Genomic DNA, 13,127 nt, shown 5'->3' with positions numbered 1-13,127 from the left:
TCTCGGCCTCAGCTCATCCAGTTGCCGCCGTCCACGTTGTAGGTCTGCGCCACAACGTATTCGGCATCATCGCTTGCCAGAAAGACCGCCATTCCGGTCAGGTCTTCGGCGGTGCCCATGCGGCCAAAGGGGACGGCTTCGCCGACCTCTTTTTTCTTCTGGCCGGGGGCCTTGTTTTCATATTTCGCAAAGAAGGCGTCGACGCCGTCCCAGTGTTCACCATCCACCACGCCGGGGGCGATGGCGTTCACGTTGATCCCGTGCTGGATCAGGTTCAGACCCGCGGATTGGGTCAGGCTGATCACCGCGGCCTTGCTGGCGCAATAGACCGCCACAAGGCTTTCGCCCCTACGTCCCGCCTGCGAGGCCATGTTGATGATCTTGCCACCCTGCCCCCGCTCGATCATGTGGCGGGCCACCGCCTGCATGGTGAACAAGGTGCCAGCCACGTTGATCGAGAACACACGGTCATAATCGGCGCGTTCGATCTCGGCGATCGGCGCGGCGGTAAACAGAGCTGCGTTGTTGATCAGGATATCGATCCCGCCAAGCTCTTTCACCGACTGGCGCACGCACATGTCGATGCTGTCCTGATCGGTCACATCGATGGGCAGCGCGATGGCTTTCTCGCCGATCTCGGCGGCGGTCTTTTGCGCCGCGGCAAGGTTGATATCAGCGATGACCACCCGTGCCCCTTCGGCCACGTAGCGTTCCGCAAAAGCACGCCCAATTCCACGGGCGGCCCCTGTAATCATTGCTGTTTTACCGGAAAGACGCCCCATCAGATACGCAGCCCCTTGGCGTCAAACTTGTGCAGCTTGTCCATTTCCGGCGTCAGGAAAACCTTGTCCCCGTGGCGCAGATTGAACTCGCCGTTCACACGTACAGTCATGGTTTCCGCCAGACCGGTTTCATGGATGTGCAGGAAGGTGTCCGAGCCCAGATGCTCGGCCACTCCAACGATGCCCGACCACATGCCATCGCTCGCCGAGGCGGTGATATGCTCGGGGCGGATGCCGATGGTATGGGCGCCCTGCTGCGCGGCAACAGGGCCTTCGATGAAATTCATCTTGGGGCTGCCGATAAAGCCCGCGACGAATTTGTTGCGCGGCTCGCGGTACAACTCCAGCGGGCTGCCGACCTGTTCGATATGACCTGCACGCAGAACCACGATTTTATCGGCCATGGTCATCGCTTCCACCTGATCGTGGGTCACGTAGATCATGGTGGTTTTCAGCTGGTTGTGCAGCTCGCTGATTTCCAGACGCATGTTCACGCGCAGAGCAGCGTCAAGGTTCGACAGGGGCTCGTCAAAGAGGAAGGCCGAAGGTTCGCGCACAATAGCACGGCCGATGGCCACACGCTGGCGCTGACCACCCGAAAGCTGACCCGGACGGCGGTCCAGATAGTCGGTCAGGTTCAGAGCCTTTGCCGCGCCTTCAATGCGGCGCTTTTGCTCGTCCTCGGGAACACCGGCCATCTTCATCGGGAAGGCGATGTTCTTGCGCACCGACATGTGGGGGTAGAGAGCATAGCTCTGGAACACCATTGCCAGTTTGCGCTTTGCGGGCGGCAGGTTGGTGGCGTCTTCCCCGTCGATCCGGATCTGGCCGCTGCTGACGTCCTCAAGCCCTGCGATCAGACGCAGTAGTGTGGATTTACCGCAGCCCGAGGGGCCAACGAAGACAACAAATTCACCGTCATTAATGGTCAGGTCCAGCGGCGGAATGACATTCACGTCGCCAAAGCTTTTGGTGACCTTATCAAGCGTAATACGTCCCATACTGGTTATTCCTTATTTCACAGCGCCGAACGTCAGGCCGCTGACAAGTTGCTTCTGGCTGAACCAGCCAAGGATGAGGATCGGCGCAATCGCCATGGTCGATGCCGCGCTGAGCTTTGCGTAGAACAGGCCCTCGGGGGACGAGTAGCTGGCAATAAACGCTGTCAGCGGGGCCGCCTTTGCGGCTGTCAGGTTGAGGGTCCAGAAAGCCTCGTTCCACGCAAGGATCACATTCAGCAGGATCGTCGAGGCGATGCCGGGAATGGCCATGGGGGTGAGGATGTAGATGACCTCTTCCTTCAGGGTTGCGCCGTCCATACGGGCCGCCTCAAGGATCTCACCGGGGATTTCCTTGAAGTAGGTGTACAGCATCCAGACGATGATCGGCAGGTTGATCAGCATTAGCACGATGACCAGACCGATCTTGCTATCAAGGATGCCCAGTTTGATGAACAGCAGGTAGATCGGGTAGAGAACGCCAACCGCCGGAAGCATCTTGGTGGACAGCATCCACATCAGGATATCCTTGGTCCGCTTGGACGGAACAAAGGCCATCGACCATGCGGCGGGAACCGCGATGATGATCCCCAGAAGGGTCGAGCCACCCGCGATGATGATCGAGTTCCACAGATACTTGGCGTAGTCCGAGCGCTCCATCACGACCGAGTAGTTCTCGAGCGTCCAGTCAAATCCAAGGAAAAGTGGTGGATCTGCAATCGCTTGCGCCTCGGTCTTGAAGCTTGTGAGGATGGTCCAGAGGATCGGGAAGAAGATCGCCAGACCCACAGCCCAAGCGGCGGCGGTGTTGATGATCTTGCGTTGGGTTGTAACTGCGCGTGCCATGGTCCCTCCTCACGCGTCCAGGTTCTTGCCGACGATGCGCATCAGGAAGATCGCAACGATGTTGGCCAGAATGATTGCGTAGACACCGCCCGCCGAGCCTAGGCCCACGTTCTGGCTTTCCAGAACACGCTGGAAGATCAGATAGCTGAGTGTCTTGGTGCCGAAAGCGCCGCCGGTGGTCACGAAGATCTCGGCGAAGATCGACAACAGGAAGATGGTCTGGATCAGGATCACAACGGTGATCGCACGGCCCAGATGCGGCAGGGTGATATAGGCGAAACGCTTGGGCGCCGAGGCCCCGTCCATTTCCGCCGCTTCCAGCTGTTCGCTGTCCAGCGACTGGATCGCGGTCAGCAGGATCAGCGTGGCAAAGGGCAGCCACTGCCAAGATACGATGGTGATGATCGATGTCATCGAGGCTTTGCTCAGCCATTCAACCGGCTGTGCGCCAAAGAACTCCCAAAGGTGTGCCAGCAACCCGTAGTTCGGGTCCATGAACATGTTCTTCCAGACCAGCGCCGACACGGTGGGCATGACAAAGAACGGTGCGATCACAAGAATGCGGACCACACCCTGCCCCCACATGGGCTGGTTCAGCAGCACCGCTAGGAAAACGCCAAGAACAACGGTGATCAACAGCACACCGCCCACAATCACCAGTGTGGTGTAAACCGAAGGCCAGAAGGCGCTGGATGTCACAAAACGCGCGTAGTTCTCAAATCCGACCCAACCAAGGTCGCCGCCCCGCATGGGCAAATATTTCTTGAACGAAAAATAGAGCGTCATGATCAGGGGGACGAGCATCCACCCCAGAAGCAGCATCACCGCCGGTGCCATCATCAGGCGCGCTGCCGATCTTGAATGTTGGGTAGCCATCGGCCACACCTCCTCTGTTCACGGCAAATAGCCGATGCACATGAACGTAAACTGTCGGGATCGTGGTAAAAGGGAGGGCAGCCCTTGGGCCGCCCTCCGAAGGTCACAAGGAAGGCTTACTTGTAGCCAGCTGCTTCCATTGCGTCGTTGGTGATCGCCTGAGCTTTTGCCAGTGCCTCATCAACGGTTTGTTGACCTGCGTAGACAGCCGAGAATTCCTGGCTGACTTCGGTTGCGATGCCTGCGAACTCGGGGATCGCGGCGAATTGAACGCCAACGTAGGGGCTTTCTTCGACGGTCGAGTTGTTCGGATCAGCCGACAGGATCGAGTCCAGAGTCATCTTGGCGAAGGGAACTTCCATGTAGTTCGGGTTTTCGTACAGCGAGGTACGTGCGCCCGGAGGAACGTTCGCCCAACCTTCGTTAGCTGCGACCAGCTCGATGTAGTCTTTCGAGGTTGCCCATTCGATGAACTGCTTCGCGGCTGCTTCTTTCTGCGAACCTGCGGGGATCGCCAGAGCCCAAGCCCACAGCCAGTTCGAACGCTTGCCCAGACCGTTATCGGGTGCCAGAGCAAAGCCGACGCTGTCAGCAACGGTCGAGTCGTTGGGGTTGGTCACGAAAGATGCCGCAACAGTCGCGTCGATCCACATGCCGCACTTGCCCTGCTGGAACAGCGACAGGTTTTCGTTGAAGCCGTTGGTCGCGTAGCCTGCGGGTCCGCTTTCGCTCATCATGCCGACAAAGAACTCAAGGGTGTCCTTCCAAGGCTGGGTGTCGAACTGGGCATTCCAGTCCATGTCAAACCAGCGTGCGCCGAACGAGTTCGACATAGCGGTGATGAACGCGCCGCCCTCACCCCAACCTGCTTTACCGCGCAGACAGATGCCGTTCACGTCGTTTGCGCGATCAGTCATGGCTGCCGCTGCTTCGCGGATGAAGGTCCAGGTCGGAGCTTCGGGCATTTCCAGACCTGCTTTTTCCATCAGGTCGGTGCGGTACATGATCATCGAGCTTTCACCGTAGAACGGTGCAGCATAGAGGGTGCCTTCGTGGCTCAGACCGCCTGCCATTGCGGGCAGAATGTCGGCAGCGTCGTACTCGGGCGACAGATCATCCAGTGCAACCAGCCAGCCGTTCGCACCCCAGATCGGGGTTTCGTACATGCCGATGGTCATGATATCGAAAGCACCGCCCTTGGTCGAGATGTCGGTGGTGACGCGCTGGCGCAGCACGTTCTCTTCCAGAGTGACCCACTCTACTTCGTGGCCGGTCTTCGCGGTGAAGTCATCGGTCAGGCCCTGCATACGGATCATGTCGCCGTTGTTCACGGTGGCGATGGTGATCGTCTCGGCAGCGGCAACAGATGCGAATGCAATGGTTGCGCAAGCGCCAAGCAGGGCGCCGTAAGTGCGTTTCATGGTATTCCTCCCAAATTGGGCAAAAGCCCCGTTAGTGGGCAAATACTCATCCAAACACATCACGACTGTCAACTGAAAATAAAAAAGCGGCGCTGTTTTGGCAGCGCCGCTTTTCGGTAAGTGGGTGATACTAAAGGATGTCACAGCCTCATGATTTGGACGGCTGTTGCCTCGTCGGTGATGAGCCCGTTGATCAGCCCGCCCTTAATCGCCGCCCGAATCGCCGCGGCCTTCTCTAGACCCGAGGCCGAGGCAATCGTTAGCCCCCCTTCAAGCGGCGCAGAGCAGACCCGACGATTCGTCGCAGTGTCCATCAAGACCCCATCCTGATCGAAGACCCAGCCAAGGATTTCGCCAATTGCACCGCCTTTTTCCAAGGCCACAGCCTCGGTGCGCGTCACAAAGCCGTCCAGTGCCAGCGGCGCGTTCTCTCCTACAGGGGCGACACCGACAAATTTCACATCCGCATGGGCCGCCAGTTGCCGCGTGGCGCTGATGGTCTTTTGCCCCAGCATGAAATCCCGCTCTTCCTGCGTGGCGGCGATAACCGGCAGCGGCAAAGGATATGTGGTGGCCGAGACCTTGCTGGTGATGTTGAAAAGCACGTTGTAGTAGGCGGTCGAGCCATCTGGTGCGATGTTACCTGTCAACGAAACGATCCGGTGCTGTGTACAGTCCACCTTGGGCAAATGCTCAACGGCGGCACGCAATGTCCGGCCTGTACCCAGACCGATGATCAACGGCTCAACGCGGTTCAGCCATTCTTCCAGCACATCGCCAGTCGTAAACGATGTGGCCAGACTTGAGGCCTTGGCGTCCGACAGCGCCGGCACCACCTCGCAGAACTCTAGCCCGAAACGGTCGCGCAGGGCGTTGCTCAGATCCAGACAGTTCGAGATCGGGTGATCGATGCGGACCTTAACCAGACCCAGCGCCATCGCCTGACTGACCATCCGCTGTGCCGACTGGCGCGAGACCCCAAGCACCGAGGCCACCTCATCCTGCGTCTTGCCCGCAATGTAATAAAGCCAAGCCGCACGGGCGATATCGTCCTGTCGCTTCTGGGCTTTGCTCTCATTGCTCATGGGTCATTCTCCAGACACTTGGCAAATAGCTAAAGCACAGTCGCCCGCGAACAATCAAGAACCAGAGCAGATTGCCACCCTACCCGTACCTGCGCCCTAGCCCACTGAACGATGCGGAATGGCTAATCGTCTTTCGCCGTCGCGCTCCCCAATGCCGCGCCTTCATCCTGTCACTTGCAGATGAAATGAGGATCGGTTGCACCAGTTAACCAATTGGACTTAAGCCCTGCCGCCAAACTAACAACAAGTTAGATCAGCGATGCGCTGCCTACCAGAGCAGCGTCCAACCAGAATTATTGGAGCCAACGATGAATTCCTAACGCTTCAAAAACTGATTCTAGCCCGAACTCATGTGGAAGATGCACAGAGGAAGCGGATCGCGGATTCCCTACCGCCTGATCTTTTATCACTGCCGCAAAAGGACATTTAAAACGGCCTTGAACTACAGGACAAAATACAATCCAAACCCAAGCCGGAATACTTCAAATCAAATCCGAGGTGATCTTGGGTTGGAAAAACCAAGCCCTGCCACACGACGTTTCTGCAATGCACCCATAAGGCGAAAAAACATATTCACAGAAAAAGACCCATAACCCGTTGCAAAAAAACGCTTTCTCTTTTCACTTACGCGACCGTCCCTCAAGACCTGCAGAAATGTGGTCCGCTCCAACCAAATGATCCCCGACAAAATCGGAAACAAAGGTGCAAAATTGGCGCATTTGAGCCTTGTTAGCCCACAATACAATTCTCGCCCAACTTTCGGATTATTCCCGGTCAAGACACCTACGCCTAAAGGTGAATTATCGGCACCATTCCGCCGAGTTTATGGCGATTTATTGCTGATTATAAGCAAGTTTCCGATCTCGCCTCTACTTCAGCATTACCCTTGAAATCTGTCTGCATGTCGATCCAGAGCATTCTGCAACATCCCACTGATCGGCATTCAGCACTATGTGAGTGAGGGATTATAATGACTGATATTGGGAAACGTGTTTACAGTAAACACGCGTTTACGAACGATTTACCTATCAATCCTAGAATTGATACACGAAAAACCAGCAATCTCACCATGCAGATCCAGGAAACTGATCAATTCCTGGGCATGTATGACGAGCAAGGGAACAAGCTGAAAACAGAGGTCTGGGGCTATGCTGGCCCCGGCATTCCGGCCGGCTTTCACGGGCCGACCATCATCGCCTATGAAAACAAACCGCTGACCATCACTTGGAACAACGAACTGGATGTAGATGGACATCTTTTGCCAGTGGATGACACGATCCATCAGGCAAGGCCGACCGAAGGTACGATAGATGAGGGCATTATACCGATCGTGACTCACCTTCACGGCGGGCACACGGATGCAATCTACGACGGCAGCCCCGATCAGTGGTATACGCCGAACGGCGGCACCTCGGCACCCGCAGAGCCCGAGTTTCCTGTAATCCACTTTAAGTGGGGGTTCGGAATCTTCGAAAACCGCTGGGAAAAGCTCTGGGACAAGGCGGTCGACAACTTTTCGGACAACCCCAAGGGTCTGTACAGCCTGATCCTCAAGTATTTTCCGGATCAGTACCAGCCACCAGAACCGACGCCCGCACCCACGGATGCGCCCGGCAGTACCGGCATCGATTTCGTAGGCACCAGCTTTACCTATGACAACAGTCAGGAATCCGCGCCGCTGTGGTATCACGACCATGCATTGGGGATCACGCGCCTGAACGTCTATGCAGGACTTGCGGGCATGTATCTCTTGCAGGATGGCACCCGCGAGAAGCTGGCAAAAAAGCACTACCTGCCCGATCTTGACGATGTAGTGGATATTGTCATTCAGGACTATTCCTTCGATGAGGACGGCAATCTCTACTATCCGGGGCATTCGGGCGATGTCCTGCCGGGCGATCCGGACAGCACAGTGCTCGACGAAGTCGGCAATGATTTCTTTGACCACAACGGAATGGATGCGGCCTCTGCCCTACCCGAGTACTTTGGCGACGTAATCCTGGCAAACGGGATGGCGTGGCCGACCCATGATGTCGCCCGTGGCGATGTGCAGTTCACCTTGCTGAACGGCTCGGATTCGCGGTTCTACAAGCTTGAGCTGGATAACGCCTATGTCTCGGCCACCATCGTCGGCTCGGAAGGCGGCCTAATGCCCCGCGCCCGTGAGGTCTTTGACGGAGATGGTATTCAGGAAGCGGATGAGTTCATCATTCTGGCCCCCGCGGAACGTCTGGACATCGTCTTCGACTTTTCCAAGCTGAAGGACAACGACAAGGTCACGCTCCTAAACACAGGCCCCGCCTATGAGCCCTACAAAGGCGTGAACTACGAAACCGGCGAATTGAACGTGGCCACCGCGGCCACCATTGACGACCCGGTGGGCGCGATCATGCAGTTCGATGTGGATGGGTCATTGCGGGCTGAGCACCTGCGTTTGAGAGACGGCAAAAAGCTGAATCGTGATTTCGACAAGATCAAAGGCAGCGACATTGATCACACTCGTAAACTGGGCCTTTTCGAAGGTGCGGATGAATGGGGACGGATCAAGCCTCTGCTTGGAACCGCCGAAGAAGGTGCTCTCCACAGCAACGAAATGACGCCGGACGGTGCCTTTGGTCCGCTGAGCTATATGGCGCCGATCACCGAGAAAGTGCAGCTGAACAGCTATGAATATTGGGACATCTTCAACTTCAGCGAAGATGCACACCCGGTCCATATCCACTTGATCCAGTTCCAGAACGTTGCGAAATACGCGATCGACTATCTGGATGATGATGGGGACGGCATTCCCGACGACATCAACGGTGACGGTCAAATCACCTATGGATCACAGCGCAAAGGCGATGTTCTTGGGGTGAACAACGACGTCATGATCTTTGACAAAGAAAAGCTCCCCTTCCGCGCCGAGGATGAAGGCTGGCAGGACACCACGACCGTTGGTCCTAAAGAAATGGTGCGGGTGGCGGCCTACTACGACAAACCGGGCGAGTACGTCTGGCATTGCCACATCCTGAGCCACGAGGACAACGACATGATGCGCTCGTTCGTGGTCGAGGACATGCTGGTCTAAGCCAGCCGCTCGCGCATCGACTTACCTCAGAGGGGCGGCGTTTCGCGTCGCCCCTTCCTGCTACGTAACCGTTGTTCCCGTCGGGACAAACACAAGGCACACGCCGTATCAAAAGCGTGTGCGTACCGCACAGTAGCGGACAGCGACTTTCCGTCGAAAACAAAGTCACGTCAGTAATTTAGAGGAATAAGTGGTGCCCCCACACGGACTCGAACCGCGGACCTACTGATTACAAATCAGTTTTAGGGGGTTCTAACCCCTTGAAAAATCAATCCTCCAAATCGATCAAAAACACCTGTTTTAAAAGGAAAGTTTGACATAGTTTCAGTTCGTTTTAAAACGACGGGTAACAGTATCTATCACTCAAATCTGTTACCCCAGTGTTACCCCGGAGGGAGAACTGATTATGGCAAGGGCGCTCACCACAAAGGCCGTCGAGGCCGCGAAACCCTCAGATCAGCGGCGGGAAATACCCGATCCGGGCCTTACCGGCCTCTACCTGATCGTTCAGCCTTCTGGTGCCAAAAGCTGGGCTATTCGATACCGGCAAGCAGGCAAGCCTAAGAAACTGACGCTGGGCAAATGGCCTATCATGGGCGTTGCAGCGGCACGGGCCGCCGCCTCTCAGGCTCTGGAAGGCATAGAACAAGGCCACGATCCAGCGGCAGAAAAGCGGATCAAAAAGGCCGCAAGGATTTCTGGCAAGAACACGGTGTCAGTGCAGCTGGACAATTTCCACAGAAGACACCTGAGCACCATCAAGACGGGCGAAGCGGTCATGCAGTCGCTTCGGTTCAACGTCCTTCCGGTCTGGGGGGATCGCGAAGTATCGGACATCACGCGGCGCGATATCGTTCACCTACTGGATGAGATCATAGACGATGGACGGGCGACTACGGCGAACCGCGTCAAGGCTTACCTCTCCAAGTTCCTCAGCTGGTGCGAGGATCGCGGCGTTATCGAACAGTCACCGGCAATCGGCCTGAAAATGCCCGCAAGGGAGAAGGCACGGGACCGACCCCTATCAGATGATGAAATCCGCTGGCTTTGGCGGGCATGTGACGATGAACCAAAGCCTTGGGGGGCATTCTTCAAAATGCTTCTGTTGACCGGCCAGAGGCGCGGAGAAGTGGCGCGGATGCAGTGGGACGATATCGACAGCGCCGGTGTCTGGCGCCTTTCATCGACCAAGAACGGCGAACGCCATGACGTGCCCTTGCCCCCAGAGGCACGAGAGTTAATCGAAGCCATGCCGGTAAAGGGCCCCTACGTCTTCACCACCAATGGAACAGCACCGGCGCTTTCCCTTTCAAAGCCCACCGCACGACTTGCAGCGCGAATGGAAGAGATCGCGACAGAGGAAGTAGGCGAAACGATCACTATCCCGCATTGGCGTCCTCACGACCTCAGGCATACGGTGAAGACTGGCTTGGCCGCCCTTGGGGTAAGCCTTGAAATCCGCTCAAGAGCAACAAACCACCTCAGTGATATTCCCGTGATGGACCGCCGCTATAACCACCATGATTTCGAACAAGAGAAGCGGCGGGCGCTTGAAGCATGGTCGAAGCGCGTCATTCGTCTTCGAAATGCTGAAACAATGAAAAACGTTGTTCAATTCGAGACACATGCGAAATAACTTAAAGCTCCAACAAGAACGGCACGCAATACCTTGTAGATGTTTACGAAAATCAAAAGACGGTAACAAAAAGCTCACATCAAGATTAATGTGAAAAATTCGCTATCTGCGATATCCATCTGATTTAAATAAAAAAATGTTGCCAGATGATAGACTTTGTGGCAACGTCTCCGAACTGGCTAGCGGGCAACAAAGCCCACGCCCGAAAAGGGACGCCTACCGAATAAAACCGGTGGCGTCTTTTTTATTTGCCACCCCCTGCAACTAAAAAGGAGGTGGCAATGCCGCAGATCGAAACCGATAAAGTTTTCAACTGCCCAAACGAATTGATTTCCCCCAAGTTGGAGACTTCCAATTGCGGATCATCCGTTGGGAACATCGATCCTGATAAACTGATCAAGCCCGAAACAGTGCGCGAACTGTGTGGCGGCGTCAGTGACATGTCCATTTGGCGGTGGCTCCAAGACCCAGAGCTTGGGTTTCCGGTTCCTGTCCACATTTCAAAGAATCGCTATTGGTTCGAGGTCGAAGTCAGGGCTTGGATCAACGAGCAGCGCCGCAAGTCGCGGAGCGCCAGCGCATGAAACTCAGCCACGACCAGCAAGACACGTTGCGCCGGATCGATACCCGCTTGCGGCTAATCGAACACGCGCTTGAACGGGCGTTTCGCGAAGGCGGAGCGACTGCACTTGCAGCGGACCTCCGTTTTCTTGGCGTGGCAGACATCCTCATAGATGGCCGCCCCATGGAAGAAATGGGGGAACTTCTGGCCCACGCACTGACACACAAACTCAGTGCCTTCAGACAAGCGCTAGATCGCGCTGTCAGCGAAATCAGCGACTAAGGGTTTCACAATGAGCCATTACATGACAGCGCTTGCGATTATGCAGCCGGGATTGAAACCCGCAACGAAGATCGTCCTCTACTGGCTGGCCGACCACCACAACGAAACCGACGGCCGTTGCTTCCCCAGCATCAATAGGCTTGCCGAGTTGTGCGAGATGTCTAGGCGCTCAGTCGAAAATCACCTCAGCGAACTTGAGAGCCGCGGCCTCATTTCACGGCGGGAAATGCGTAGAGATGGCGGCGGCAAAACCTCAAATTCCTACACCCTCTCGCTACAAGACCCCCATGCGCAAAATCTGCGCATCCCTCCCGCAAAATCTGCGCATGGGGATACGCAAAATCTGCGCATCAATAACCTTGTAAGAAATAACCTTGGAAAAGAACCTTCTTTCTCAAAACAGGGAAATGAGAAGGGGGAAGTCCAAGAAGCGTTCGAGTTCTTCAAAGCAGTCGCTGCGCGGATCGAATGGCCTGTCCCCAGAGAACTGACCAACCCCAGAAAGGCGGCCTTGCTTCTGAGAATGAAGGAAGCTGGCGGGCTACAGGGCTGGAAAGCTCAGATCACGAAGGCTGAAAAGTCCAACTTCCTCTCTGGCAAGAAGACCGGAACTACCCCAGCAAATTTTGACTGGATCATGACCAAGGCCAATTTCGCAAAGCTGATGGAAGGCAACTACGACAATCCAAAGCCAGCGAAAAAAGCGGAAAAGTTCGACCCTACTTTGGCTTACGCGCTGAGATCAATGCAAAGACAGAAAAAACAGGACGAGGAATTTTACGCCTTTTCTCGAGGTCAATCAGCGCCGCTGACTTCTCGCAAAGCCTCGCCCTGAATGGCACAGCGCGAACGCATAACCCCGCACCGCGACACCTCCCCCAGAACAAAACGGGACCATTGGGACCAATCATGAAGAATGAAGAACACAGCGCCCTCAACCATCGTCCAGCAATCTCTGAATGCCCTAACTCGAACCTTAGAAATTCTGAGAATGTGGAACTGACTCGAAACTACTTCCCACCATCAGCTACCTCGTCGGCAGCAATGGCTGAAGATTGCCATTCCCTCAATACAGATAACTGGTCGCTCAACGATTTTGCATTTAATTCCGCCGCTTTACGTACAACCATTTCATATTCTCCAGAGACAATCACTGAAGCATTCTGGCGGCGCAAAGGTAGGCTCAGTAAAGTGCGCTCGAATAGACGTATTGCACCAAGCCCCTCGAGAACTGCAGTAGAAATTTTCTCTGGCAGTATTCCGACCTCCACCAACAAATCGTTTGGCAGAATTGTAAAATCCACCTTCAAGGTTGGCAAAAATTCATCATTCGACACCTTCAATTTCGAAATACTCTCGAACTGCTTTAAAACAATAGAGAACTCAACTGAGTACGCTTGGATCAATATTGCTTGCCGCTCAAACTTTGCCCTCCCTTCAGCTCCTATCCGGTCATTGAATGAACTCTCTCGTTCTAGGGTCAGGATTCATAACCAGTAGATGACGGTTGCTGCGAGCGCGATGGCTGAGAGAAAGACCTTTGGACAGCGGTCATAGCGGGTTGCCACG

At 55.4% G+C, this 13,127-nt stretch carries 12 protein-coding genes and 1 pseudogene; 5 read left to right on the top strand and 8 right to left on the bottom strand.

The window, feature by feature from the left end; translation table 11 throughout:
* Positions 1 to 8: 8 nt before the first annotated feature.
* The 6 genes from CLV74_RS16955 to CLV74_RS16930 all read right to left on the bottom strand — a co-directional run bounded on the left by CLV74_RS16955 (position 9) and on the right by CLV74_RS16930 (position 6,008).
* Positions 9 to 782 (bottom strand): L-iditol 2-dehydrogenase, encoded by a 774-nt coding sequence (locus CLV74_RS16955; protein WP_106267136.1) that lies wholly within the window; start codon positions 780 to 782, stop codon positions 9 to 11.
* Entirely contained in the window at positions 782 to 1,783 is a 1,002-nt protein-coding gene (locus CLV74_RS16950) for an ABC transporter ATP-binding protein (protein ID WP_106267133.1), read from the bottom strand. Before CLV74_RS16950 ends, CLV74_RS16955 begins: the two co-directional genes overlap by 1 nt.
* 12 nt (positions 1,784 to 1,795) lie before the next feature.
* The gene (locus CLV74_RS16945; RefSeq protein WP_106267131.1) at positions 1,796 to 2,626 is read right to left on the bottom strand and encodes a carbohydrate ABC transporter permease; all 831 of its coding nucleotides are present in this window, start codon (positions 2,624 to 2,626) and stop codon (positions 1,796 to 1,798) included.
* 9 nt (positions 2,627 to 2,635) lie between these two features.
* Positions 2,636 to 3,502 carry a carbohydrate ABC transporter permease gene (locus CLV74_RS16940; protein WP_106267129.1) on the bottom strand — a complete coding sequence of 289 codons (867 nt, stop codon included), beginning with the start codon at positions 3,500 to 3,502 and terminating at the stop codon, positions 2,636 to 2,638.
* A gap of 116 nt (positions 3,503 to 3,618) precedes the next feature.
* Positions 3,619 to 4,923, bottom strand: coding sequence for an ABC transporter substrate-binding protein (locus tag CLV74_RS16935; protein ID WP_106267127.1), 1,305 nt, complete (start codon positions 4,921 to 4,923; stop codon positions 3,619 to 3,621).
* Positions 4,924 to 5,063: 140 nt separating this feature from the next.
* On the bottom strand, positions 5,064 to 6,008 hold the full coding sequence (locus CLV74_RS16930) for a sugar-binding transcriptional regulator (protein WP_106267125.1): 945 nt from the start codon (positions 6,006 to 6,008) through the stop codon (positions 5,064 to 5,066).
* Between the two features lie 1,069 nt (positions 6,009 to 7,077).
* Between CLV74_RS16930 and CLV74_RS16925 the strand changes: the two genes are divergently transcribed.
* The 5 genes from CLV74_RS16925 (at position 7,078) to CLV74_RS16905 (ending at position 12,393) form a co-directional block, all read left to right on the top strand.
* Positions 7,078 to 9,078 carry a multicopper oxidase family protein gene (locus CLV74_RS16925; RefSeq protein WP_170108088.1) on the top strand — a complete coding sequence of 667 codons (2,001 nt, stop codon included), beginning with the start codon at positions 7,078 to 7,080 and terminating at the stop codon, positions 9,076 to 9,078.
* A gap of 406 nt (positions 9,079 to 9,484) precedes the next feature.
* Positions 9,485 to 10,714, top strand: a complete 1,230-nt coding sequence (locus CLV74_RS16920; protein WP_106267121.1) for a tyrosine-type recombinase/integrase — start codon at positions 9,485 to 9,487, stop codon at positions 10,712 to 10,714.
* A 281-nt stretch (positions 10,715 to 10,995) separates the two neighbouring features.
* Positions 10,996 to 11,298, top strand: coding sequence for a helix-turn-helix transcriptional regulator (locus CLV74_RS16915; protein WP_106267119.1), 303 nt, complete (start codon positions 10,996 to 10,998; stop codon positions 11,296 to 11,298).
* A complete protein-coding gene (locus CLV74_RS16910; RefSeq protein WP_106267117.1) occupies positions 11,295 to 11,558 on the top strand; it encodes a hypothetical protein in 264 nt (87 codons plus the stop codon). Before CLV74_RS16915 ends, CLV74_RS16910 begins: the two co-directional genes overlap by 4 nt.
* Positions 11,559 to 11,568: 10 nt before the next feature.
* Positions 11,569 to 12,393, top strand: a complete 825-nt coding sequence (locus tag CLV74_RS16905; RefSeq protein WP_106267115.1) for a helix-turn-helix domain-containing protein — start codon at positions 11,569 to 11,571, stop codon at positions 12,391 to 12,393.
* A 175-nt stretch (positions 12,394 to 12,568) separates the two neighbouring features.
* Here the strand turns inward: CLV74_RS16905 and CLV74_RS16900 are convergent, their stop codons facing one another.
* Positions 12,569 to 12,964, bottom strand: a complete 396-nt coding sequence (locus tag CLV74_RS16900; RefSeq protein ID WP_106267113.1) for a hypothetical protein — start codon at positions 12,962 to 12,964, stop codon at positions 12,569 to 12,571.
* An 81-nt stretch (positions 12,965 to 13,045) separates the two neighbouring features.
* Positions 13,046 to 13,127 (bottom strand): annotated as a pseudogene (locus CLV74_RS16895) (IS5/IS1182 family transposase); the annotation flags it as partial.

Origin of the sequence: Donghicola tyrosinivorans, assembly GCF_003003355.1 — a bacterium.
Lineage (GTDB): Bacteria > Pseudomonadota > Alphaproteobacteria > Rhodobacterales > Rhodobacteraceae > Donghicola > Donghicola tyrosinivorans.
The sequence above is the reverse complement of the archived record's forward strand: the minus strand, read 5'-3'. Positions and strand labels throughout refer to the sequence as shown.